At 69.4% G+C, this 24,360-nt stretch carries 20 protein-coding genes; 17 read left to right on the forward strand and 3 right to left on the reverse strand.

Going from position 1 to position 24,360, the window contains the following annotated elements:
- Positions 1–87: 87 nt before the first annotated feature.
- Together ACFSVL_RS03440 and ACFSVL_RS03445 are read right to left on the reverse strand one after the other, a co-directional pair.
- Positions 88–1,806 (reverse strand): GMC oxidoreductase, encoded by a 1,719-nt coding sequence (locus ACFSVL_RS03440; protein ID WP_378300315.1) that lies wholly within the window; start codon positions 1,804–1,806, stop codon positions 88–90.
- Positions 1,807–1,956: 150 nt separating this feature from the next.
- Positions 1,957–3,198 carry a PucR family transcriptional regulator gene (locus ACFSVL_RS03445; RefSeq protein ID WP_378300317.1) on the reverse strand — a complete coding sequence of 414 codons (1,242 nt, stop codon included), beginning with the start codon at positions 3,196–3,198 and terminating at the stop codon, positions 1,957–1,959.
- Between the two features lie 119 nt (positions 3,199–3,317).
- Here ACFSVL_RS03445 and ACFSVL_RS03450 point away from each other — a divergent pair, with 119 nt between their 5' ends.
- The 6 genes from ACFSVL_RS03450 to ACFSVL_RS03475 all read left to right on the forward strand — a co-directional run bounded on the left by ACFSVL_RS03450 (position 3,318) and on the right by ACFSVL_RS03475 (position 9,378).
- Positions 3,318–4,724, forward strand: coding sequence for a fatty acid desaturase (locus ACFSVL_RS03450; RefSeq protein WP_378300319.1), 1,407 nt, complete (start codon positions 3,318–3,320; stop codon positions 4,722–4,724).
- The gene (locus ACFSVL_RS03455; RefSeq protein ID WP_378300320.1) at positions 4,724–4,915 is read left to right on the forward strand and encodes a ferredoxin; all 192 of its coding nucleotides are present in this window, start codon (positions 4,724–4,726) and stop codon (positions 4,913–4,915) included. Before ACFSVL_RS03450 ends, ACFSVL_RS03455 begins: the two co-directional genes overlap by 1 nt.
- Before the next feature lie 6 nt (positions 4,916–4,921).
- On the forward strand, positions 4,922–5,470 hold the full coding sequence (locus ACFSVL_RS03460) for an RNA polymerase sigma factor (RefSeq protein WP_378300322.1): 549 nt from the start codon (positions 4,922–4,924) through the stop codon (positions 5,468–5,470).
- A gap of 590 nt (positions 5,471–6,060) precedes the next feature.
- The gene (locus tag ACFSVL_RS03465) at positions 6,061–7,290 is read left to right on the forward strand and encodes a carboxylesterase family protein (protein ID WP_378300324.1); all 1,230 of its coding nucleotides are present in this window, start codon (positions 6,061–6,063) and stop codon (positions 7,288–7,290) included.
- The gene (locus ACFSVL_RS03470; RefSeq protein WP_378300326.1) at positions 7,287–8,522 is read left to right on the forward strand and encodes an MFS transporter; all 1,236 of its coding nucleotides are present in this window, start codon (positions 7,287–7,289) and stop codon (positions 8,520–8,522) included. Before ACFSVL_RS03465 ends, ACFSVL_RS03470 begins: the two co-directional genes overlap by 4 nt.
- A complete protein-coding gene (locus ACFSVL_RS03475; RefSeq protein ID WP_378300328.1) occupies positions 8,497–9,378 on the forward strand; it encodes an MBL fold metallo-hydrolase in 882 nt (293 codons plus the stop codon). Before ACFSVL_RS03470 ends, ACFSVL_RS03475 begins: the two co-directional genes overlap by 26 nt.
- Positions 9,379–9,381: 3 nt before the next feature.
- Here the strand turns inward: ACFSVL_RS03475 and ACFSVL_RS03480 are convergent, their stop codons facing one another.
- On the reverse strand, positions 9,382–9,789 hold the full coding sequence (locus ACFSVL_RS03480; RefSeq protein ID WP_378300330.1) for a VOC family protein: 408 nt from the start codon (positions 9,787–9,789) through the stop codon (positions 9,382–9,384).
- Positions 9,790–9,939: 150 nt separating this feature from the next.
- Between ACFSVL_RS03480 and ACFSVL_RS03485 the strand changes: the two genes are divergently transcribed.
- The 11 genes from ACFSVL_RS03485 (at position 9,940) to ACFSVL_RS03535 (ending at position 24,260) form a co-directional block, all read left to right on the forward strand.
- A complete protein-coding gene (locus ACFSVL_RS03485) occupies positions 9,940–11,415 on the forward strand; it encodes an amidohydrolase family protein (protein ID WP_378300332.1) in 1,476 nt (491 codons plus the stop codon).
- Positions 11,412–12,569, forward strand: a complete 1,158-nt coding sequence (locus ACFSVL_RS03490; protein WP_378300334.1) for a M20 family metallopeptidase — start codon at positions 11,412–11,414, stop codon at positions 12,567–12,569. The genes ACFSVL_RS03485 and ACFSVL_RS03490 overlap by 4 nt, the downstream gene beginning before the upstream one ends.
- A 47-nt stretch (positions 12,570–12,616) precedes the next feature.
- Positions 12,617–13,483: a GNAT family N-acetyltransferase gene (locus ACFSVL_RS03495; protein ID WP_378300409.1), complete on the forward strand. Its 867-nt coding sequence runs from the start codon at positions 12,617–12,619 to the stop codon at positions 13,481–13,483.
- Entirely contained in the window at positions 13,480–14,586 is a 1,107-nt protein-coding gene (menC, locus tag ACFSVL_RS03500; protein WP_378300336.1) for an o-succinylbenzoate synthase, read from the forward strand. The genes ACFSVL_RS03495 and menC overlap by 4 nt, the downstream gene beginning before the upstream one ends.
- A 77-nt stretch (positions 14,587–14,663) precedes the next feature.
- A complete protein-coding gene (locus ACFSVL_RS03505) occupies positions 14,664–16,316 on the forward strand; it encodes a PucR family transcriptional regulator (RefSeq protein ID WP_378300338.1) in 1,653 nt (550 codons plus the stop codon).
- 175 nt (positions 16,317–16,491) lie between these two features.
- Positions 16,492–17,379, forward strand: a complete 888-nt coding sequence (locus tag ACFSVL_RS03510; RefSeq protein WP_378300340.1) for a serine hydrolase — start codon at positions 16,492–16,494, stop codon at positions 17,377–17,379.
- 119 nt (positions 17,380–17,498) lie between these two features.
- Positions 17,499–18,884, forward strand: a complete 1,386-nt coding sequence (locus ACFSVL_RS03515; RefSeq protein WP_378300342.1) for a serine hydrolase — start codon at positions 17,499–17,501, stop codon at positions 18,882–18,884.
- The gene (locus tag ACFSVL_RS03520; protein WP_378300344.1) at positions 18,881–19,774 is read left to right on the forward strand and encodes a serine hydrolase; all 894 of its coding nucleotides are present in this window, start codon (positions 18,881–18,883) and stop codon (positions 19,772–19,774) included. The genes ACFSVL_RS03515 and ACFSVL_RS03520 overlap by 4 nt, the downstream gene beginning before the upstream one ends.
- 10 nt (positions 19,775–19,784) lie before the next feature.
- Positions 19,785–21,377: an ABC transporter substrate-binding protein gene (locus tag ACFSVL_RS03525; RefSeq protein ID WP_378300346.1), complete on the forward strand. Its 1,593-nt coding sequence runs from the start codon at positions 19,785–19,787 to the stop codon at positions 21,375–21,377.
- Complete coding sequence (locus ACFSVL_RS03530; protein ID WP_378300348.1) at positions 21,377–22,357, forward strand: ABC transporter permease; 981 nt, start codon at positions 21,377–21,379, stop codon at positions 22,355–22,357. Before ACFSVL_RS03525 ends, ACFSVL_RS03530 begins: the two co-directional genes overlap by 1 nt.
- 1 nt (position 22,358) lies before the next feature.
- Positions 22,359–24,260 (forward strand): dipeptide/oligopeptide/nickel ABC transporter permease/ATP-binding protein, encoded by a 1,902-nt coding sequence (locus tag ACFSVL_RS03535; protein ID WP_378300350.1) that lies wholly within the window; start codon positions 22,359–22,361, stop codon positions 24,258–24,260.
- Positions 24,261–24,360: the final 100 nt, after the last annotated feature.

Consider the following 24,360-nt stretch of genomic DNA (forward strand, 5'->3'; position numbering starts at 1 on the left):
ACGCGGCGACAAGCAGCCGATCAGGGTAATCGGAGCGCGGCGGCCCGGTGGCCGGGATAGCGGGCGGCGGCCGGGGCGGGCAGACGGTTACGGAATGCCGGGAAAACTGTGGTCGCCGAGTGCGCCGGGAGCGCCGTCCGGAACTGCGGGCTGTCGTGGGGCCACCGCTTCGACGCGCTCGTACGGCGCGCCGAGCGGGGGTCGAGGGTCGGTTTCGCCGCGGTTGGGCCACAGGGACATCGCCCGTTCGGCCTGTGCGGTGATCGTCAGGGACGGGTTGACGCCGAGGTTCGCCGAGATCGCGGAGCCGTCGACGACGTGCAGGCCGGGGTAGCCGTGCACGCGCTGGTACGGGTCGAGGACGCCGCGTGCGGGATCGTCGGAAATGGCGCATCCGCCGATGAAATGGGCGGTCATCGGGATGTTCAGGATCTCGCCGGTGGTGCCGCCGGCGATCCCGTCGATTTTCTCCGCCACCCGGCGGGCCGCGTCGTTTCCGGCGGGGATCCAGGTGGGGTTCGGTTCGCCGTGGCCGGGCGCGGACGTCAGTTTTCGCCGTCCGGTGCGGGTGCGTTTGCTGGCGACGGTGATGGAATTGTCCAGCGTTTGCATTACCAGCAGGATAATGGTGCGCTCGGACCAGCGGCGCGGCGAGAACCAGGTGAAATTGCGCGGGTTCCTGGCGAACGCGCCCAGCCAGGTCAGCCAGCGCGGGACGGGCTTGCCGCCGTCGGTGAGCGCGGTTTGCAGCAGTGACATCGCATTGCTGCCCTTGCCGTAGCGGCACGGTTCGATGTGCGTGTGCGCGTCGGGATGAATGGACGACGTGATGGCGACGCCGCGGGTGAAGTCGACGTCCTTGCGTTTCGACTTCGCGCCGAGGATGGATTCCGAGTTGGTTCGGGTCAGCCGGCCGAGGCTGACGGAAATCCGGGGCAGCGCACCGGTTTCGCGGGCTTGGTGGAGCAGCTTTTGCGTGTTGTAGGTGCCGGCGCTGAAGATGACGTCGCGGGCGAAGAAGGTACGCAGGTTTTTGCGGCGGCGAGGCGATTTGCCGGTGCGGACCGCGGTGACGAGGTAGCCGCCGTCCGCCGGGCGCACGTCCAGCACCGTGGTCATGGGGACGACGTTCGCGCCGCGTTGTTCGGCTAGGTAGAGGTAGTTGCGGTCCAAGGTGTTCTTGGCCCCGACCCGGCAGCCGGTCATGCAGGAGCCGCATTCGGTACAGGTGCGGCGCGCCGGTCCGGCACCGCCGAAGAACGGGTCTGGCACGACGGTTCCAGCGGGAGTTTCCTTGTCGCCGAAGAAAACGCCGACCGGGGTGAGCCGGAAGGACGAGCCGACGCCAAGGTCGTCGGCGACCTCGCGGAGCACCTGGTCCGCGGCGGTGACGGTGGGGTTCTGGGTGACGCCCAGCATCCGGCGGGCCTGGTCGTAGTGCGGTTTCAGCTCGGCTTGCCAGTCGGTGACGTGTGCCCATTGCGGGTCTTCGAAGAACGGTGCGGGCGGTTCGTAGAGGGTGTTGGCGTAGTTGAGGGAACCGCCGCCTACTCCGGCGCCGCCGAGGATGACGACGTCGCGGAGCAGGTGGATGCGTTGGATTCCGTAGCAGCCAAGACGCGGGGCCCAGAGAAAATTCCGGACGTCCCACGAGGTTTTGGGCAGAGTCTCTTCAGTACGGCGCGGGCCGGCTTCCAGCACGGTGACGCGGTAGCCCTTTTCAGCAAGACGGAGCGCACTCACCGAACCGCCGAAGCCGGAGCCGATCACGAGGACGTCGGTCTCGCCACGGGTGGTGTCGTTCATCGTTGTCCTCGCAGGAGTCTGGGGACGCCGCCGGACGGCGATTGGGCACCGTCCGGCGACGTTCCGCGGAGTCTCCCCGCGCGGCCGGGGCGTGAGCATCGGTCTGTGGACCGGGACGGCGGGACCCGTTTGGTCCCGCGGCACAAAACGTCAGTCCACCGGCCGGAGCACCGCCGGGCCGAGCAGCCGGCACGCCAGTAGCGCCACCTCGACGTCGATCCGGCCCTCCGAGAGCGGACGGCCGCGTTCCTGCTCGGCCTTGCGGAGCCGGTACTGGATGGTGTTCTTGTGCAGGTGCAACTCCTGCGCGGCGACCATCAGGCTGCTCCCGCTGGACAGGTACGCCCACACCGTCTCGCGCATCCGGTGGTGCCCCTCGTCGTCGTCGGCCAGCGTGCCGAGCACCGACTGGACCCAGCCCGCGACCGCCGCCGGATCGGCCGCGACCAGTGCTAACGGCCCGAGCTGCGCGGCGGCGGTCACTGGCCGCGGCTGGGTCCGTTCGGTCATCTGCGCGACCGCCTCGGCCTGGCGGGCCTGCTGGTGGGTGGTGCGGAAGCCGGCCAGTCCGCTCGCCGGGTCGCCCAGCGCGACGCGCACCGGATCGGGTGAACTCGCGAGCGCGGCGGACACCGCGTCGAGGTCGAGCGCCGAGGCCGGGAACCAGGCCCAGACGGTCGAGGCGTCCGGAGCGACGACCAGCGGCGTGGCGCCGAGGGCGTTCGCGAGCAGGGCCGCGTGCTGTTCGAGGGTGGTCAGGCGGTCGCTTTCGTCCAGCTCCGGGCCACACCACAGGACCGCGCCGACGTGCCGGTCCGACAGCGCATAGCCGAGGGTTTTCTCGACGTCGGCGGTGTCCACGGGCTTGCCGGACAGCGCGGCCTGCACCTTCGCGAGCCGGGCCGCGTTGCGATGCCGCAGCCAGGTGTCGCGTTCCAGCTGGTAGGCCTCGACGACCTCCTCGGAGATCTTGTCGATGTAGTTGAAGGCCACCTGGGACAGTTCGGTGGCGGCGACCGCGACGTCCGCGGCCTCCACCGGCTCGACCGCGATCCGCGCGATCATCTCCTGCTGGAAAGCCGCCTGGCCGAGACGGTACGCGCGCAGCATCGCGGTGATCGGCACCCGCCGCTGGGCCAGCCGCCGCGCGAACTCCAGCGCGACCGGCGGCGCCCCGACGTCCACCGGCTCCGTCGCGCCGCCCAGCACGCCCAGCGCGGCGACCAGGTTTTCCTGGACCGTGCTGTCCAGCAGCTCAGCGGCCTGCGCGTCGGGCGCGAGTGAGGGCAGTTCGGCGGCGACTTCTGCCACGATCCGCGCGCGGAGCAGCGCGATCTCGGCCAGGACCGAGTCCGCGACCTTGGCCAGTGTGGCGGCAGCCGTCGACGTCACAGGCAGCACCGTACGCCCGGTTCGTGCCCGGGACCCAACGCAGCCGGACGTTTCGGTTTCGCGCACAGTGCTCCGCCGCACGCGGATTCCTACCTTCGGGGAAACGACAGGAGGCCGCCATGAAGAAGTACCGCCTCGCCGGCGCGAACGGCGAAACCGCCTGGCACGACCGCAAGCGCCACCTGTGGCTGCTCGGGCTGGTGGTGCCGCTGCTTCCGTTCGGTGCGATCGGGCTGCACGCCGCGACCGGATCCGACGCCGTGCTGTGGCTGGGCCCGCTTGTGGTGCTGGTCCTCGTCCCGCTGATCGACCTCGTCGCGGGCTACGACCACACCAATCCGCCGGACGAGGTGATGGAGGCGCTGGAGGAGGACCGCTACTACCGCTGGATCACCTACCTGTTCCTGCCGTTGCAGTACGCCGGATTCGTGGCGGGCGCGTGGATGCTGGCGCGCGGCGATCTTTCCGTCGGCGGCAAGATCGGCCTCGCGGTCACGCTGGGCACGGTCGCCGGCATCGCGATCAACACCGCGCACGAACTCGGCCACAAACGGGAAAGCACCGAGCGCTGGGCCGCGAAAATCGCGCTGGCGCAGTGTTTCTACGGGCATTTCTACATCGAGCACAACCGCGGGCATCACGTCCGCGTCGCGACTCCGGAGGACCCGGCGTCGAGCCGGCTTGGCGAGAGCTTCTACCGGTTCTGGCCGCGTACGGTCTTCGGCTCGCTGCGCAGTGCCTGGGGCGTCGAGCGGAAACGCTATGCCCGCAAGGGAAGTCACCCGTTCCACCTCGGCAACGACGTGCTCAACGCGTGGCTGATGAGCGTGGTGCTGTGGGGCGGGCTGATCGCCTGGCTCGGTGCCGGGATCCTGCCGTATCTGGTGGTGCAGGCCGTTTTCGGGTTCTCGCTGCTGGAGATCGTGAACTACATGGAGCACTACGGGATGCTGCGCAAGCAGGTCACCACCGGTGCCAAGACCCGGTATGAGCGGGTCACTCCGGCGCATTCCTGGAACTCCAACAATGTCGCGACGAACGTGCTGCTGTACCACCTGCAGCGACACAGCGATCACCACGCGAACCCGACGCGCCGGTTCCAGACCCTGCGCGATTTCAAGGAAAGCCCCGTCCTGCCGACCGGCTACACCGGGATGATGGTCGTCGCGCTGGTCCCGGCCTGGTTCCGGAAGGTGATGGATCCGCGGGTCTACCGGCACTTCGACGGCGATCTCCGGCAGGCGAACGTCCAGCCGGGCAAATTGCCGTCGCTGCTGAAGAAGTACCCGGTCGTCACTGCCGCCGCGGAGGAGCCCGCCGCGGACCGCCGGGCGAAGCTGGCCGACGACGTGGACGCCGCGCGGTGCCCCGGCTGCGGCTACGTCTACCGCGTCGCGGAGGGCAACGAACTGGAGGGCTTCGCCGCCGGAACCGCCTGGTCGGAGATCCCGGACGACTGGACCTGCCCGGACTGCGGCGTGCGGGACAAGGTCGACTTCGTGCCCGTGGTGCGGGAGGCGGCGTGATGAAGATCGTCGCGGACACCGGCAAGTGTGAAGGCCTCGGGATGTGCGAGGCGATGGCCGACCAGTTCTTCGAGGTCGGGGACGAGGGCGTGGTGCAGGTCCTCGACGAAACTCCACCCGAGACGGACCGGCAGTTCGTCGACGCGGCGGTGCGCGCGTGCCCGGTCGCGGCGCTGCGGCTGCAGGACTGAGGCCCGGTGGAGACGGAGCTGCTGGGACGGGCGCGGTCGGGTGATCAGGCCGCGTTCGCCGTCATCTACCAGGAACACGCGTCGCCGGTCTTCCGGTACCTGCGGATGCGCGTGCCGACGGCGACGGTGGCCGAGGACCTGACGAGCGAGGCGTTCCTGCGTGCGTGGCGGAAGCTGCCGGACTTCCGCCCGGACGTCGGCTCGTTCACCGGCTGGCTGTACACGATCGCCGACAACCTGCTGCGCGACCACCGAAAATCGGCCCGCTACCGGCGGGAACTGCTCGACGGCAAGGACCACGACGGCCCGGACGTCCGGGGCGGGGCCGACCGGCTCGCACTGGCCCGGATCGAAGCCGCCGGGCTCCGGCGCTGCCTGTCCGGCCTGAGCGAACCGCAGCGCGAATGCCTGCGGCTGCGGTTTTTCGCCGGGCTGTCCGTCGCCGAGGTGGCCGAAACGATGCACAAGAACCCCAACAGCGTCCGGGCACTGCAGCACCGTGCGGTGCGCGCGCTCGCGACGCTGCTGGCCGAGAACGAGAAGGCGGACCGCTGAAATGCACGGATTTTTGGAGATTTTCAAGATCATGGGGCCGCTGCTGGTGCTGATGCTGTGCCCGATCTGGCTTCCGTTGCTGGGGATGCTGATCGGGAAGCTCGCGGAGATCCTTTCCGGCGGGGGCAAGCGGGCCGAGCCAGTGCGCGCGTCCCGGGCGGTGCGTGCTGAACCGGCGGAGGGCGGGGAGCCGCGTTACCCGGTGAGGGTCCGTGAAGGGAACCCTGAGGGAATCAGATTCCGTGAAGGTGCCCCTCACGACCATCGCTGCCCACGCCAAGCGCTGAAACTGCCCGGCTAAGCTATGCCGACCGTCCACAAAGGATGGTGAGGCTGCCGAAATGCTCGTTTCGTGCCCGCCTGACCTGGTCGTCATGTCCGTGAGGGGAACCCTGAGGGAATCAGAGTCCCTCAGGGTTCCCCTCACGGACCGCGGCGGGAGCGGAGAGTCGCGCGGTGAGGTATAGCCGGGCAAGCATGTCTCGGGTGGTAAAGAGCATTGGCCAGGCATTCCGGACTTTCTTAGCCTGACTGCGGGTCGACGGCGGTCTCCGGGCTGGCGTCGGACGCACGCTCAAAGGAGAGCCGAGATGCCCGAGCGCCAGCCTGTCACTGCCCATCCGCCGTCCGGTCCCGACGGTGTCCTGCGTTTCCCCGGGGTGCGCTACGGCACCGCTGAGCGGTTCCAGCCGCCGCGACCAGCCGCGCATTCCTCCGACTCAATGCGGCCGGGCCCGATCTGTCCGCAGCTCGGCTCGCGGTTGGAGGCCGCGATGGGGCCGCCGCGAGAGGAACCGCCGCAGTCCGAGGACTGTCTCTACCTCGCGGTCGCCACTCCCGCGCTGACCGGGGCGCGTCCGGTGCTCGTGTGGCTGCACGGGGGCGGTTTCCTGAGCGGCGGCGGCACTCTGCCCTGGTACGACGGCGGACGGCTCGCGGCGGACGGCGACGTCGTCGTGGTGTCGGTCAACTACCGGCTGGGGGTGTTCGGCTACCTGGTCCACGAGGGCGTCAGCGAGGGCAATCTCGGACTGGCGGACCAGACCCTCGCGCTCGAATGGGTGCGCGACAACATCGCGGCGTTCGGCGGCGATCCGGGGAACGTCACCGTCTTCGGGCAGTCCGCGGGGGCGCTTTCGACGCTCGCCCTGGCGTCCAAGCCGGAAAGCCGTCCGCTCTTCCAGCGGGCGATCGTCCAGAGTTCCCCGGACCCCGCGATCATCCAGAAGCGCGAGAAAGCGCTGGAGATCGGCCGGTATTTCGCCGACACGCTTGGCGAGGACCCGGTGACCGCGTCAGTCGAGCAGTTGCTTTCCGCGCAGCGGAGCACGCTTCGGTGGAACGCCGCGAAGGATCCGACGTCGACCCGGCCGCCGTTCGGGCTCGTTGACCTCGATGTGCGGCTGTCCGATCCGTTGCCGGACTTGATGATCGGGTACACGACGCAGGAGTGTTCGGCGTTCGCGATCGGGGTTCAGGACGCCGAGATCCGGCAGGCGATCGTGGACCAGACTGAGCCGCTGTTCGGCCGTCCGTCTCGTGCGTTGGCTCAGCAGTATGGCGGGGCGGCGTACTCCTACGAGTTCGCCTGGACCCCGGAACACGGCGGATACGGCGCGATCCATTGCCTCGAACTGCCGTTCCTGCTGGGCACTCGCGAATCCTGGCGCGACAGCCCGATGCTCGGCGACACGAGCTGGGCGGACGTCGAACGCCTCGGTGCCCAGATGCGCTTGTGGTGGACCGAATTCGCGCGGTCCGGTTCGCCGGGCACCCAACCCAGCTTCCGGATCACGCACGCACTGGAGAACACGCCATGAGCAAGCCCGGTATCCACTGGCCAGTCGTTGTGCTCTGCTTCCTCGCGGTCCTCCTCGACGGCTTCGACACCGCCGCACTGTCGTTCACGATCCCGACGCTGTCCCACGAATGGGGTGCCGCGCCCGCCGCCTTCACCCTGCCGCTGGTGCTGACCAACATCGGGGTCGTCGCGGGATATCTGGCCGCGGGTTACGTCGGAGCCCGGATGAAGGCGCGGTCAGTGGTGCTCACCGGCGTGCTGATCTTCGCGGGCGCGACCGTACTGACTGCCGTGATCCTGCACCTGAAGTCCATGCCGGTCTTCGCCGCGACCCGCCTCGTGACTGGTCTTGGCCTCGGGTTGGTGCTGCCGGCCGGGGTGGCCCTCGCGACGAAACACAGCGCGGAGGGCCGCCGCGAGCTGGTCTCCGTGGCGGTGACGCTCGGTCTTGCGTCCGGGAGCAGTCTCGGCGGGTTCTTCGGCGGCAAGCTGCTGCACAGCGTGGGCTCCGCCGGGGTCTTCTACGTCGCGGGGCTGGCTCCGTTGCTGCTAGCCGCGGTCATGGCGATGGTGCTGCCCGCTCGCGAGCCCGCCGGGACAGCTGCGAGCGGCGCGAAGGAGGAGGCCAAGGTGAGCAGGCTGTTCGGGCCGGGGCTGCGCCTGCCGACGTCGCTCATCTGGGCGTTCTCGTTCCTCATCTTCATCACCGCGTACGTCCTGATCTCCTGGGTTCCCACGCTGCTCACCGGATATGGCTTCGCCGCCGGGAAGGCCCCGCTGGGGCTCGCGTTCCTGACCCTCGGCGGGATCGCGGGCGGCCTGGTGCTCATCCCGCTGGCCGCGCGGATCGGGATTGCCCGCGCGCTGATCCTGATGCCCGCCATCGGCGCGGTGTGCATGGTGCTCGTCGCGACGGTCCCGGTCGGCGAGGTGCTGCTGTTCGTGTTGCTGGCCGGGGCCGGGTTCGGCGTCACGGCCGGGCAGATCGGCCAGCTGACCCTCGCGGTCTCGATCTATCCGGTTCGCACTCGCACCACCGGGGTCGGCTGGGCGGCCGCGCTCGGGCGCATCGGGTCGATCGTCGGGCCGGGCGTCGCGGGTGTCCTGCTCGCGCTGGCGTTGTCGGCCCAGACCATTGTCCTGGTGACCGCCGTTCCCGTGCTCGTCGCGATCGCGTGCGCGGTGGGGCTGAGCCGGGTGCGCTCGGCCACGAGGAAGGAGCGAGATGGCGCACTGGTTCGATCTCGGTGACGTCGCGGTCGTTCCGCTGATCGAGGACGACCGGCTGCTGATCGAGCCCGGGGAGTTCTTCCCGGGACTAGAGCCGGACCTGGCCGATTGGTACGCCCAGGAGCCGTGGTTCGACCGTGCGACGGGGAAGCTGGTCTTCGTCATCCAGTCGTTTCTCGTCTGCTCGGCGGACGAGGTGCTGGTGGTCGACGCGTGCGTCGGGGCGGGGAAGGACCGTCAGCGCGCGGAGTTCGACCAGCTGCCGGACCGGTGGATGCGGCAGTTCCGCGCGACCGGGGTCCGGGATGTTGACGCTGTCGTGTTCACACATCTGCACACCGATCACGTCGGTGCCGCGACTGATCAGCGGGAGCTGGTTTTCCCGGACGCGCCGCACTACGTGGTCGAGGAGGAGTTCCGCTATTGGTCGAGTGAAGCCGGTGCGGCGGCCATGCGCCGGACTGGCGATTACCTGGCCGACAGCGTCCTGCCGATCGAGCAGGCCGGGCAGTTGAGCTTTGTCGCTCCGGATGCGGTGGTGGGCAAGCACGCGGAGCTTGTTCCCGCGGCCGGGCATACGCCGGGGAATGTCTGCGTGCGGGTTCGCGGCAGTGCGGGGACTGTTCTGCTGGCGGGGGACACGCTGCACCACGGGGTGCAGGTTCGGCATCCGGAGTTGAGTACCCGGTATTGCGTGGATCCAGGAGCGGCGGCGGAGGTGCGGAGGCGGTTGCTGACGGAGGAGAGCGGGGCGGTTTTGCTTCCGTCGCATTTCCCGGCGCCGTCGGCTGGGCGGGTGCGGCGGAGTGGGTTCGAGTTTGCTGACGAGCTGGTGCGGGGTGGGCAGTTTCGGTATCGGGAGTGGGTGGGGTCGTGAGTGCTAATCCCGGTTAGAACCGGGATTAGCACTCACGACCCCCACCCGCCGCCGGAGGAGACAAAACACGTTCCCCTCCGGGTCCGCCAGCACGTGCCACGACTCCTCGCCGGTCTGCCCCACATCGGCGGCCCGGGCCCCGGCCGCGAGCAGGCGTTCCAGTTCCGCGTCCTGGTCCCGGTCGGTCGGGTTCACGTCCAGGTGCAGCGGCAGTTTCGCGGGTTTCGGGTCGGTGCTGCGGCTGAGGATCAGCGTCGGCTGCGGGCCGCCGAAACCGGCTCCGGGCGGGCCGATTTCCAGGTCGTCGCCGTCCCAGCCGAGTTCGACGTAGCCGAGGACTTCGCACCAGAAATCACCCATCCGTTGCGGGTCGGCGCAGTCGAGGACGAGTTCGGTGATCCGGCAGGCCATGTGCGCAGCTTAGGGCCGCCGGGGAGCCTGGCCCAGCGGATTCCGATTTGTGCGCGCGGATAGATCTGCCGCCCCGGATTCGTCCGCGCGTACGAACGGACTGTCCGGGAAACCTCCTAGGGTCGCCAGCAGCGAGGCGAGGAGGCAAGCATGCGGACACTGCTGCGTGGCGGTCGCGTGATCGACCCGGCTACGGGCTTCGACGGCACAGCTGACGTGCTGGTAGCCGACGGCGAGGTGATCGCGGTCGGACCAGGGCTGCCGAGTGCGGACGACCAGGTCGAGATCGACGTCGCCGGGTACATCGTCGGTCCGGGGTTCATCGATCTGCACAGTCACGTGCACACGATCGCCGGACAGCGGCTGCAGGCGATGGACGGCGTCACGACGGCGCTCGACCTGGAGGCCGGGCTGATGCCGGTCGAACGGGCGTACGCCGAGGCAGCCGCGGCGGGTCGTCCGCTGCACTACGGGTTCTCGGCTTCGTGGGGGTCCGCGCGGGCGAAGGTGCTCGCCGGCATCGAGCCGGACGCGAACATCAACACCGGGCTCTCCGTGCTCGGCATTCCGGAATGGCAGCGGTCGTCGTCGAAGACCGAGCTGGCCGCCTGGCTGTCCCTTGTGGAGGGTGAGCTGGCGGCGGGCGCGCTCGGCGTCGGCGTGCTGCTCGGGTACGCGCCGGCCAGCGATCCGGCTGAGTTCCTGGCACTGGCGAAGCTGGCCAAGCAGGCCGAAGCGCCGACGTACACGCACGTCCGCGAGCTGGTCGAGGTCGATCCGGGCACGCCGGCCGACGGATCCGAGGAGATCGCGATCGTCGCCGCCGAGACCGGTGCGGCGATGCACCACTGCCACGTCAACAGCACTTCCGGACGGCACATCGACCGCGTGCTCGGCGCGCTGGAGTCGGGCCGTTCCGCCGGGTCGCGGGTGACGGTCGAGGCCTATCCGTACGGTGCGGGCAGTACCGCGGTCGGCGCGGCCTTCATTTCGCCGGAGCGGCTGAAGATGAAGGGCCTCAACCCGTCCCGGGTGATCCTGCTGGAGACCGGCGAGCGGATCGCCGACGAGGGACGGTTGCTGCAGGTCCGGGCCGAGACGCCGGGAGCGCCGTGCATCCTCGAGTTCCTCAACGAGGACGACCCGGCCGACCGCACCCTGCTGCACCAGGCGCTCGCCTTCCCGGACTCGATCGTCGCGAGCGACGCGATGCCGGTGTACTGGCAGAACGGGGCCAACGAATCCACCGAATGGCCGCTGCCGCCGGGTGGCGCGACGCATCCGCGCACGGCGGGGACGTTCTCCAAGTCGCTGCGGCTGATGGTGCGCGAGGCCGGGGTCTGGACCTGGCTGGAGGCGTTCCGGCGCTGCTCCTACCTGCCCGCGCGGGTGCTGGACGAGGTCGCGCCGGGTGCGCGGACCAAGGGCCGCTTGAACGTGGGCGCGGACGCGGACATCGTCGTTCTCGATCCGGCCACGATCACTGACACCGCAACGTATTTCGATGCGACCCGGCCTGCCGTCGGGGTGCGGCACCTGTTCGTCGCGGGTACGCCGGTGGTACGCGACGGGCAGCTGCTCACCGACGCGTTCCCCGGTCAGCCGTTGCGGGGTGAGCCGCGATGACCGAGTTCAATGTGGACGCGCTGCTCGCCGACATCGAAACGTTGGTGTGCTGCGAATCCCCGTCCGCCGACCTCGACGCGGTGGCGCACAGCGCGGACGTGCTGACCGAGGTCGGCAAGAGATTGCTCGGCGTGGAGCCGGAACGGATCGTCCTGGATGGACGGACGCATCTGTGCTGGCGGTTCGGCGACGGACCGGCGCGCGTGCTGCTGCTCGGCCACCACGACACGGTCTGGCCGATGGGTTCGCTGGAGACGCATCCGTTTTCCGTGCGGGACGGCGTTTTGCGCGGTCCGGGCTGCTTCGACATGAAGACCGGCGTCGTGATGGCGTTGCACGTCGCGGCGGCGCTTCCGGACCGAAGTGGAGTGTCCATTTTGGTCACTGGCGACGAGGAGCTTGGCTCGCCGTCGTCCCGGGGGCTGATCGAGGAGGAGGCGCGCGGCTGTGCGGCGGCGTTCGTCCTCGAAGCGTCGGCGGACGGCGGTGCGATCAAGACCCGCCGCAAAGGCGTTTCCCACTACCGGATCGAGGTGACCGGACGCGCCTCGCACGCCGGGCTCGAACCGGAGAAGGGGATCAACGCCGGGATCGAGATCTCGCATCAGGTGCTCGCGGTCGCCGCGCTCGCCGATCCGGCACGCGGCACCAGTGTGGTGCCGACGGTGCTTTCGGCTGGTACCACGGTAAACACCGTGCCAGCAGCCGCCGACGTCGAGGTTGACGTGCGGGTGTGGAACGAGGAAGAACAGCTTCGCGTTGACCGCGAGGTCCGCGCGTTGCAACCGGTGCTGGCGGACGCGCAGATAACAATAACCGGCGGGATCAACCGTCCGCCGCTGGACTCGGTTTCCTCGGCCGCGTTGTTCGGGCTGGCACAGGAATTGGCCGCGGAACTGGGATTGCCGGAATTGACTGAGGCGGCTGTCGGCGGGGCTTCGGACGGCAATTACACCGCGGGATTGGGCGTGCCGACCCTCGACGGTCTCGGCGCGGTCGGCGGCGGCGCGCACGCGGATCACGAACATGTCTTGGTCGAGGAATTGCCGCGACGGACCGCGTTGCTGGCCGCGCTGGTGGAGAACGTGCTGACGAAGGGAAGTCCGTCGGTTCCGACGAATCCGGCGGGCGATTCTGGTCGAGCACGACGGTGACGTCGGTGGGGAAGCCGGGAAAGGATCATCCCGTGACGAATCTTGCGATGAACACGGAAAGACCCGTCGCGGCGGAAGCGGTCGCGGCGGCGCGGGCGGCCGCCGCCGCGTCGGGGGTCGAAGTCCGGGAGATCACCGAGATCGCGGAAATGACCGCGGTCGGAGTGCTGTTCGAGACGATCTGGCGGTCCGCGCCGGGCACCCGCCCGGTGACTACGGAGCTGCTGCGCGCGCTTTCGTCGGCGGGGAATTACGTGGCGGGCGCGTTCGCCGGCGGCGAGCTGCTCGGTGCGTGCGTCGGATTTTTCGGCAACCCCGGAAAAGGCAGCCTGCACAGTCACATCGCCGGAGTCGCCAAGGCGGGCGTGGGACGCGGAATCGGCTACGCGCTGAAATTGCATCAGCGAGGCTGGGCGCTGGAACAGGATGTCTCGGCGGTCAAATGGACTTTTGACCCGCTGGTCCGCCGGAACGCGTATTTCAACCTCGGCAAGCTCGGCGCGCTCCCGGTGCGTTATCTGCGGGATTTCTACGGGCCGATGACGGACGGGATCAACGGTTCCGGCGACACCGACCGGCTGATGGTGTCCTGGGAACTGACCAGTCCGGCCGTGCGGAACGCCGCGTTCGGCGAGCCGATCCGCACGGACGCCAAAGCGCTAATCAGCCAAGGCGCGAACGTGGCCCTCTCCGTTGGTGCGGACGGTGGCCCAGCCGCCGGTTCCGCCGACGGACCGACAGTGCTCGTCGCCGTCCCGCCCGACATCGAAGGCCTGCGCACCACCGATCCCGGCCGAGCCGCCGCGTGGCGGGCCGCGCTGCGCGAATCGCTCGGCGGATTGATGGCCGCCGGGGGCCGGGTGACCGGCTTCGACCGAGCCGGCTTTTACGTGATTTCCAAGGAGGAGCAGTGAAACTCAGCGGTGTGGAACTGCGCCGGGTGCAGATGCCGCTCGTCGCCCCGTTCCGGACTTCGTTCGGCACCCAGTCCGTCCGCGAGCTCTTGCTGCTGCGCGCGGTCACGCCGACCGGCGAGGGCTGGGGCGAATGCGTGACGATGGCCGGGCCGTTGTACTCCTCGGAGTACAACGACGGTGCCGAACACGTGCTGCGCCACCACCTGGTGCCGGCGCTGCTGGCGGAGGACGACATCACCGCGGCGAAGGTGACTCCGCTGCTGGCGAAGTTCAAGGGCCACCGGATGGCCAAGGGCGCGCTGGAGATGGCGGTGCTCGACGCCGAACTCCGCGCGCACGAACGGTCTTTCGCCGCCGAGCTGGGATCGGTGCGCGATTCCGTGCCGTGCGGCGTTTCGGTCGGGATCATGGACACGATCCCGCAGCTGCTCGACGTCGTGGGCGGGTACCTCGACGAGGGTTACGTGCGGATCAAGCTGAAGATCGAACCCGGCTGGGACGTCGAACCGGTGCGCGCGGTCCGCGAACGCTTCGGCGACGACGTGCTGCTGCAGGTCGACGCCAACACCGCGTACACCCTCGGCGACGCGCCGCAGCTGGCCCGACTCGACCCGTTCGGCCTGCTGCTGATCGAGCAGCCGCTGGAAGAGGAGGACGTGCTCGGCCACGCCGAACTGGCGCGCCGGATCCAGACGCCGATCTGCCTCGACGAGTCGATTGTGTCGGCGCGCGCGGCGGCGGACGCGATCAAACTCGGCGCGGTCCAGATCGTGAACATCAAACCGGGCCGCGTCGGCGGGTACCTGGAAGCGCGGCGCGTGCACGACGTGTGCGCGGCGCACGGGATTCCGGTGTGGTGCGGCGGGATGATCGAAACCGGCCTCGGCCGGGCGGCGAACGTCGCGCTGGCCTCGCTGCCGAACTTCACCCTTCCCGGCGACACCTCGGCGTCCGACCGGTTCTACCGGACCGACATCACCGAACCGTTCGTGCTGTCCGGCGGCCACCTTCCGGTGCCGACCGGACCGGGCCTCGGCGTCGCCCCGATTCCGGAGCTGCTCGACGAGGTGACCTCGGAAAAGGTGTGGATCGGTTCGTAGCCCGCTACGAATTCCGGAGGTAGATTTGGTCGGATCGGACCAGCCGGTCCGGGCGAGGCCGGATCTACCTTCGGGGGGTGCTGACACCGGTGCCGAGCAAACCGCACACGAGTCTGGGACGCGTCCTCGAAGCGCTCGGGGACGTGCTCCTCGAGCCGGTCGCGGTCGGCCGCGACACGCGACGGCAGCTCGGCGGCGTGGTGATCCACGACCCGCACGACGACGCCGAGTTTCCGGCGCAGGCGGTGGTGCTCGGGGTCGGCGTGCGCGAATCCGCCGAGATCGTCCAGCTGCTGCACACCGTCGCGGCGCGCGGGGCCGCCGCGCTGGTCGTGCGGTCGCCGGTCGCCGCCTCGACGGAACTGTCCCGGGCGGCCAGTTCGTCCGGGGTCGCGCTGCTCGGGCTCGCCAGCGGCGCGTCGTGGGCGCAGCTGGCCGCCATGCTCCGCACGCTGCTCGCGGAGGGCGACGTCGGCGACGTTTCCCCGCAGACCCTCGGCGGGATGCCGTCCGGTGACCTTTTCGCCCTCGCCAACGCCGTCGCCGCGCTGCTCGACGCGCCGGTCACCATCGAGGACCGCAACTCGCGGGTGCTCGCGTTCTCCGGTCGTCAGGACGAGGCCGATCCTTCCCGCGTCGAAACGATCCTCGGCCGCCAAGTGCCCGAACGGTTCACTCGCCAGCTGGAAAACGATGGCATTTTCGAGCGGCTCTACCGCGATCAGGGCCCGGTTTACGTCTATCCGGGAGACGGTTACGACAAGAAGATCGTCATGATCCGCGCCGCGCTCGCGGTCCGGGCGGGGGACGAGATCCTCGGGTCGATTTGGGCCGCTGTCGACAAAGAGCTCAGCGAAGAACGCACCGCGGCCCTGATCGACGCGTCGAAAATCGTTGCGCTGCATATGCTTCGGCTGCGCGCCGGGGCCGACGTCGAACGCCGGCTGCGGGCCGATCTGGTGAGCACGGCGCTCGAAGGCGGTTCCGGCGCGCAGGAAGCCATCGCGCGCCTCGGGTTGCTCGGGCAGCCGACGATCGTGCTCGCCATGGGGCTGCTCGAAGCGCCGGACGACGACATCCGGCTGGTCGCGGAACGCCAGCGAGTCGCCGACGCGTTCGCCATGCACCTCAGCGCCGTTCAGCCCCGATCGGCGGTAGCGCTGGTCGGCGATGTCGCGTATGGCATCGTCCCGATGCCAGGGAATCACGGAGATTGCCGTGAACGCTCGGTGCGCGTCGCGTCGACCTTCCTGGAGCGCACCGGCCGCCGGGTCGCCGCGGCGATCGGCATCGGCCCGCTGGCGCTAGACAGATCCGGGCTGCACGCGTCCCGCGACGGGGCCGATCGGGCGTTGCGGGTGCTGCTCACCAACGGCGGTTCGAAGCGGGTGATCACCTCCGAAGACGCGCACATCGAGGCGTTGATGCTGGAGCTGGCCGATCTTTCCGCAGCACGCGGCGACGTCGCGACCGGGCCGATCGCGCGGCTGCTGGAGTACGACACCAAACATCAGTCCCAGCTGGTGCACACGCTGCGGTGCTGGCTTGATTCGTTCGGGGACATCAGTGCCGCGTCGGCCGCCGCGTACGTGCATCCGAGCACCTTCCGCTACCGGTTGCGCCGGCTTGCTGAGGTCGGCGGGATTGATCTCGACGATCCGGGGGATCGGTTCGCGGCGATGCTGCAGCTGCATTTGCTGCCGCGCGTGGAACGGCCCGAAGAAGTCTGAGCCCGTCTTGCTCTCCTGACGGGAATCGCCGAGCAACCTTCCTACGATCGCACCAACTCCGGGTCGGCCGACCTCCCACACAATGGGAACCCGGCAGGTCGGGACAGCGTGGTTTCCGGGCGCACCAAGAACTTCCCTCCTGCTGCCGGAGAAGTCCACAGTAGACAGGAGGGCCATGGCCACCGCATCCGAAACGATCACCCGCCGCGCCAAGGAGGTCGGCGTCGAGGTCCGGCTGCACGCCGCCGAGGTCTACGGCACCCGCAGCATCGGGATCGGCGAGGACGTCCCGGTCGTTCCCGCGTCGGTGTTCAAGGTCCCGATCGCGCTCGAACTCGCCCGGCAGGCCGCCGCCGGGACGCTCGACCTCGGCACCCGGATCGCGGTCAAGCCGGGGCATCCGACGCCGAGCCCGTACGGCCTCGCCACCTTCCGGCACGAAGTCCTGATGTCCTGGCACGATTTGGCGATTCTGATGATCGGAATCAGCGACAACGTCGCCACCGACCTGATTCTCGCCGAGGTCGGCAAGGACGCGGTGAACAGCACGCTGCGCCGCCTCGGATTCACCCAAACCGTCGTGCCGCAGGACTGCGGCGAACTGCTCGCCACCATCGGCGAAGATCTCGGCGTCTCTTACGAGGACGACGAACGGGCGCTCGCCGAACTGACCTACGAACAGGTTTCCGGGCTGCGCGCGCTGCAGCCGGAGAAGTCCTGCCGCACCACCGCCGCCGAAATGACCCGGCTGCTTGGCCTGATCTGGCGCGACGAAGCGGCCGCGCCCGAGGCGTGCGCGGACGTGCGACGCTGGATGGAACTGCAGGTCTGGCCGCACCGGCTGCGTTCGGGGTTCCCGGACGACGGGATCCGCACCAGCGGCAAGACCGGGACGCTGCCCGCCGTGCGCAACGAGGTCGGCGTGGTCGAGTACCCGGACGGCGGCCGGTACTCGGTCGCGGTGTTCACCCGTGCCGGGGATTCCCGCTCCCGGGTGCCCGAGCGGGACGCGTTCATCGGGTTCGCCGCGGCGACGGCGGTGGAGTCGCTGCGAGCGGCCTGATTCGTCGGAGCGGAGGAACTTTCCCCGCGCTCTCCTCGGTCCGGACGAACTAGTGACGTCCGCCACGGACCTAGCATTTCCGAAACGCCGGTCCACCCTCCCCCGGACAGAAGGTGCACATGTCGAAAATTTCCGAAATCGAGACCTGGCTTCAGGAGAATTTCGCCGCTCTGCTGGCCAGACATCAGGTTCCCGGAGCCGCGATCGCGGTGCTCGCCGACGGCGAGGTGATCGACCACGCGGCGGGCGTGGTCAACAAGGGCACCGGCGTTGAGTCCACTGTGGACTCGGTGTTCCAGATCGGGTCGATCACCAAGGTGTGGACGACCACGCTGGCCATGCAGCTCGTCGACGAGGGCCGCCTCGACCTCGACCGGCCGGTGCGCGATTACCTCCCGGAGTTCGCGCTCGGCGACGAGGAGGCCGCGGCCGCCATCACCGTCCGTCAGCTGACCTGCCACACCGCCGGCTTCGAGGGCGACATCTTCACCGACACCGGACCCGGCGACGACTGCGTGGAGAAGCTCGTCGCGACGCTGTCCGACGTGCCGCAGCTCTTCCCGCCCGGCGAGCGATTCTCCTACAACAACGCCGGGTACTGCGTGCTCGGCCGCGTCATCGAGGTGCTGCGCGGCAAGTGCTGGGACGACTGCGTGCGCGAGCACCTCTTCGCCCCGCTCGGCCTGACCCACGCGGCATCCGGCCCGTATGACGCGATCCGCTACCGCGCCGCGATCGGCCACATCTCCCCGAAGCCGGACGAGGACCCGGTGCCCGCGCCGATCTGGGCGCTCACCCGCTCCAACTCGCCGGCCGGGTCGACGCTCGCGATGCGCCCGCGCGACCTGCTCACCTTCGTCCGGATGCACCTGAACGAAGGCAAGGCCGACGACGGCACCCAGGTCGTCCTGCCGGAGTCGCTGCTCGCGATGCGCGAAGCGCAGGTGGACGTGCCCCACCTCGGGATGGCCGATCGCTGGGGCCTCGGCTGGATGCTCTTCGACTGGGACGGCGGCACGGTGATCGGCCACGACGGCGGCACCATCGGCCAGTCGGCTTTCCTGCGCGTGGTGCCCGAGCAGGACGTGGCAGTCGCGCTGCTGACCAACGGCGGCCAGCCGATGCACGTGTACCAGGAGATCTTCACCAAGCTGCTGGACGAACTCGCGGGCGTCACCGTTCCGGCGCGGCCCGAGCCGAATCCCGCCGAAGCTCCGGCCGACTTTTCCCGGTACGTGGGCGAGTACTCGTCGATGGTCGCCGACACCGTCGTCACGGAGGAGGACGGCAAGCTCTGGATGGAACGCACCCCGAAGGGAATCTTCGCCGAAATCGGCGCGCCCTCGGGGAAGGAAGAACTGCTGCCGAGCCAGGGCGACACGTTCGTCGCCAAGACCGAACAGCTGCCGGGTGTCTACATGGCACACGCGTTCGTCGGCGACGACGGAACCGGCCGCGCCCAGTTCATCCACACCGGTCGCGCCGACCGACGGGTCGGGCAGTGAGCGGGATCCGCGCACAGATCGAGGCCGTCTTCGCCGACGCTGGCACGGAAGGATTCCTGCATGCCCGGGAAATCGGCGTGCCGGGTCCCGAAGTGTCCGCGGGCGGGGACGCCCCGGTCGTTCTCGCGTCGGTGTTCAAGATCCCGGTGGCGCTCGCCTACGCCCGCGAGGTCGCGGCCGGACGGCTGGACGACACCGAACGGACCAAGGTGACCGCGCGGTACCGGATCGGCGGCATCGGCACCGCGGGCTGCGCCGACGACGTCGAGATGAGCTGGCGCGACCTCGCGCACTTCATGCTCACGATGAGCGACAACGCCGCGACCGACGTGCTTTACCACCGGCTGGGCCAGGAAACCGTGGACCAGGTGCTGGCCGATCTCGGGCTCGCCCGCACCCGGCTGATCGGCTGCTGCGAGGACCTGTTCGCGTCCGTCGTCACGGATCTCGGCGGCACCCCGGACTCCGACCTCGAAGCCCTGCTTGGCGGGGCCACGCCGGAGCAGCTGGACAAGCTTTCGGTGCGGGACCCGGAACGCACCACGTCGTCCACACCGCGCGAGATCACCACGCTGCTCGACGCGATCTGGACCGACCGGGCAGGCGAACCCGAGGCCTGCGAACGGGTGCGCACGATCATGGCGCAGCAGATCTGGCCGCACCGGCTGTCGTCCGGCTTCCCGTCCGGCGTGGCGATCGCGGCGAAAACCGGGACGCTGCCCGGAATCCGCAACGAAGCGGGCGTGGTGACCCTGGGGGACGGCCGCCGGTTCGCGGTCGCGGTGTTCACTCGCGCGCATTCGCTCGAAGACCGCCTTCCCGCGGTCGACGCGTCCATCGGCGCCGCCGCCCGGCTGGCGATCGACTACCTCCAGAGCGCGACCCCATAGGAGAAATCCCATGAAAACTGCCCGGCTCACCGCCGCGATGGCGGGCGTGGTGGCCTTGACCGTGAGCGCGTGCGGGGGATCAGCGCAATCCGGGACGGACCGGACCGCGAATCAGAAACTGGTCGACGGCAAGACCTTCACCTACGCCATCCCGACCGACCCGGGGACGCTCGACCCGGCGATCACCGTGCTGTCGGTCGCCCGCAACCTCGACGGGTTCCTCTACGACAGCCTGATCAACCTCGACTCCAAGGGCCAGCCGGAGGCGGCGCTCGCGGAGAAGTGGGAAGCCACCACGACGACGGCGACCTTCACCCTGCGCAAGGGCGTCACCTGCTCCGACGGCAGCCCGCTGACCGCGGCCGACGTGGCGGCGAACATCAGCTTCGTCGGCGACCCGGCGAACAAGTCCCCGCTCGCCGGCGTCACGGTGAAGACTGGCACGAAAGCGGCCGCCGACGCGGACAAGGTCACGATCACCAGCGGGGCTCCGGACGCGTTCCTGCTCCGCAATCTCGCCGGCCTGCCCATCGTCTGCGCCAAGGGACTGGCCGACCGGAAGACGCTCGCCAAGGGCGAAAACGGCACCGGCATGTTCACCATGACCGAGATCGTGCCGAACGACCACTACACGCTGACCCGGCGCAAGGACTACACCTGGGGTGCGGGCCAGTTCGACTCCAAGCAGAAGGGCCTGCCGGACAAGGTCAACATCCGGGTCATCCCGAACATGACCACGATGTCGAACCTGCTGCTGTCCGGCGAGGTCAACGCCGGCTCGGTGATCGGCCAGGACCAGCAGCGGCTGAAGGCGCAGCGGCTGTACCACGCCGACATCGTCTCCCCGTTCGGCGAGTTGTTCTTCAACCAGGCGCCCGGCCGGTTCGGCGCGGACCAGGCGATGCGCCGCGCGCTGATCCAGGCGATCGACCTTCCGCAGGTCGCGAAGGTGCTGACCCGCGACGGCAGCGCGCCGGTCAAGGGCATGGTCACCATCGAACCCCGGCCGTGCGAGGGCGATTCGGTCACCGGGAAGATCCCCGGCTTCGACGTCGCCGCGGCCAAGGCGGCGCTCGACGCGGCGGGCTGGAAACCGGGTGCGGACGGCATCCGGGTGAAGGACGGGAAGCGGCTCGCGCTGACCGCGATCTACGGCACGCAGGCCGGTCCGACGATGCCCCCTGGCGCGGAGCTGATGCAGCAGGGCTGGAAGAGCGCCGGCGTCGACGTCACGCTGAAGGGCGTCGACAGCCCGGGGCTCAGCCAGTTGTTGTTCGCCACCGGAGAGTGGGACATCTCGATGGCTCCGCTCGGCCTCACCCTGCCCAGCCAGCTGGTGCCGTTCGTGTCCGGCGGGCAGCCGCCGCAGGGCACGAACTTCGCGCACATCAAGAACCCGCAGTACGACGCGCTGGTTGCCAAGGCTTCCACGCAAGCCGGGCAGGCGGGCTGCGCGGACTGGATGGCCGCGGAATCGGCGCTGTTCGAGAAGCAGGACGTCGTGCAGTTCGCGAACACGGTGGTCCCGACCTACGGCAGCAACGCGAAATTCGAGATCGTCAACGGCTACCTCAAGCCGACCACGATCCGGATGTACGCCTGATGACCGGCACGATCGCCGTCGCGGGCCCGAAGGTCAGTCCATGGCTGACCTTCGGCGCCCGCCGCCTCGGGCGGTTCGTGGTGTCGCTGTGGGTGCTGGTGACCATGGCGTTCCTGATGATCCAGCTGATCCCGGGCGACCCGGTGCGCTCGGCGCTCGGCCTGACCGCGCCGATCGAGATGGTCAACGCCCGGCGTGCCGCGCTCGGGCTGGATCATCCGCTGTGGCAGCAGTACCTCGACTACTTCGGCGGGCTGTTCCGCGGTGATTTCGGCACGTCGATGCTGACGGGGCAGCCGGTCGGCGACGTCATCTCGGACCGGCTGCCCGCGACGCTGCAGCTGGCGCTGCCCGCGTTCGTGGTGGTCATCGGGCTGGCGATCCCGCTCGGCCTGACCTTCGCGGTGCTGACCCGCGGCGGCCGGCGGCGCGGCACCGAGCTGGGGTTCACCTCGGCCACCGTGCTGTTCGCCGCGATCCCGGAGTTTCTGGTCGCGGTGGCGCTGGTGGCGTTCTTCGCGGTGCAGCTCGGCTGGTTCCCGGTGGCCGGACACGACGGCGCGGGTTCGCTGGTGCTGCCGATCATCGCGCTGGCACTCGGCCCGGCCTCGACGCTGTCCCGGATCGTCCGGGTGGAGACGCTTTCCGTGCTGGGCAACGATTTCGTCCGCACCGCACGGGCGAAACGGCTGCCCGCCCGGCTAGTCTACCTGCGCCACGCGCTGCCGAACGCGCTGACCGCGACGCTGACGCTCGGCGGAATGATGCTCACCACCCTGGTCGCGGGCACCGTGCTGGTGGAAAACGTCTTCGCCTGGCCCGGACTGGGTTCGACGATCTCGCAATCCATTCTGCAGAAGGACTATCCGCTGGTGCAGGGGATCGTGCTCGTGTACGGCATCGGCGTGCTTTTGGTGAACCTCATCGTGGACTTCCTGCTGGCGGTCCTCGATCCGCGTTCGACGATCCGGGAGAACTGAGATGGCGAAACGGGGACAACAGTGGCTGGCCGCCGTGCGCACCCCGCTCGGCGCGTTCTCCGCCGCCCTGCTCGTGCTGGTGCTCGCGCTCGCGGTGCTGGGCCCGATCCTGTGGCACGACGCGGCTTCGACGGTCGACACGAACGCGATCAGCCAGGGTCCGTCGGCCGATCATTGGGTCGGCACTGACGAACTGGGCCGCGACATTTTCTACCGCGCGCTGGTGGCGACCCGGCTTTCGGTGCTGCTGGCGCTGATCGCGGCCGCACTCGGCGTCGCGACCGGTCTCGTGCTCGGCATGCTGCCCGCGGTGCTGCCGCGTCCGCTCGGACGACTGCTGACGGCGGCGATCAACATCGCGGTCGCGTTCCCCGGACTGCTGCTGGTGCTGTTCTTCGCGGTGATTTTCGGGGTGGGCACCCAAGGCGCGGTGATGGCGATCGGGTTCGCGCTGGCTCCGCAGTTCGCGCGGCTGACCCAGACGTTGGCGGCCTCGGTGGCCGGGCGGGACTTCGTGGCCGCCGCGCGGGTCGCCGGAGTGGGCCGGATCCGGTTGCTGTTCCGGCACATCCTGCCGAACATCGGCGAACCGCTCGCGGTCAACGCCACCATCGGAGCCGGCGGTTCGCTGCTGGCGTTCTCCGGGCTGTCGTTCCTCGGGATCGGCGTGCAGGCCCCGGATTACGACTGGGGACGGCTGCTCAACGAGGGGCTCAACGGCATTTACGTCAACCCGGCGGCGGCGCTCGCGCCCGGCCTCGCGGTGGTCCTCGCCGGGCTCGCGTTCAACCTGTTCGGCGAGACGGTCGCCGGAGTGATCGGCGTGCGGACCCGGTTGCCGCGGCTGGCTCCCCGGGTGCGGCGGAAGTCCAAAGTGGACTCTGCCGCTTCGGAAGACGCCGTTCTGGTGGTGGAGAATCTGGAAGTCGCCTTCCCTCGTCCGACCGGCTGGACGGTGCCGGTACGCGGCGTGAGCTTCACCGTGCGAGCGGGCGAGGCGATCGGAGTCGTCGGCGAATCCGGTTCGGGCAAGAGCTTGACCGGCCTCGCGGTGTCGCGGCTGATCGAATCGCCCGGCTCGGTGACCGCGGATCGGCTGGACTTCGCCGGCACTCCCGTGCTGACGACGCCGGAACGCGAATTGCGCGCCCTGCTCGGGACGTCGCTGGCGATGGTGTTCCAGGACCCGATGACGTCGTTCAACCCGACCCGGCGGATCGGCCGTCAGCTCGCCGAGGTTTCCGAGCAGCACCAAGGACTTTCGCGGGCGAAGGCGTTCGAGCGAGCGGTCGACCGGCTGCGCGCGGTCCGGATCCCGGCGGCGGAACGGCGGGCGAAGCAGTACCCGCACGAGTTCTCCGGCGGCATGCGGCAGCGCGCGATGATCGGCATGGGCCTGATGGGCGACCCGCGGCTGATCATCGCGGACGAGCCGACGACCGCGCTGGACGTGACCGTGCAACGGCAGCTGCTGCGGCTGCTGGCCCAGACCCGCGCCGAACGGGACACCGCGATCATCCTGATCAGCCACGACATCGCGGTCGTTTCCCAGACGTGCGAACGGATTCTGGTGATGTACGCCGGGCGGATCGTGGAGGATCTGCCCGTCGCCGGCCCGCCTCGGCACCCGTACACGCGCGCGTTGCTGGCCACGACTCTCGACCTGGAGACCGATCCGGACGCACCGCTCGCGGTAATCCCCGGCCGGCCACCGGAACCGGATCGGCTGCCGGCCGGCTGCGCGTTCGCCAGCCGGTGCCCGGTGGCGACCGATCAGTGTCGCGAGGAGGACCCGGAGCTGACCGTGCTCGCGCCGGAACATCGGGTGGCGTGCTGGCATCCGGATGAGGCACTGTCGGAAGAAGTGGTGGGCTCTGTGGCCATGTCGGGAGGTGCGGAATGACCGCCGCGCACTGTCTCTGGTCAAAGTCCGTGAGGGGAACCCTGAGGGAATCAGAGTCCCTCAGGGTTCCCCTCACGGACCGCGAAGGAGAGGGGGCGGA

It is taken from the genome of Amycolatopsis silviterrae (assembly GCF_042684085.1).
GTDB lineage: Bacteria > Actinomycetota > Actinomycetes > Mycobacteriales > Pseudonocardiaceae > Amycolatopsis > Amycolatopsis silviterrae.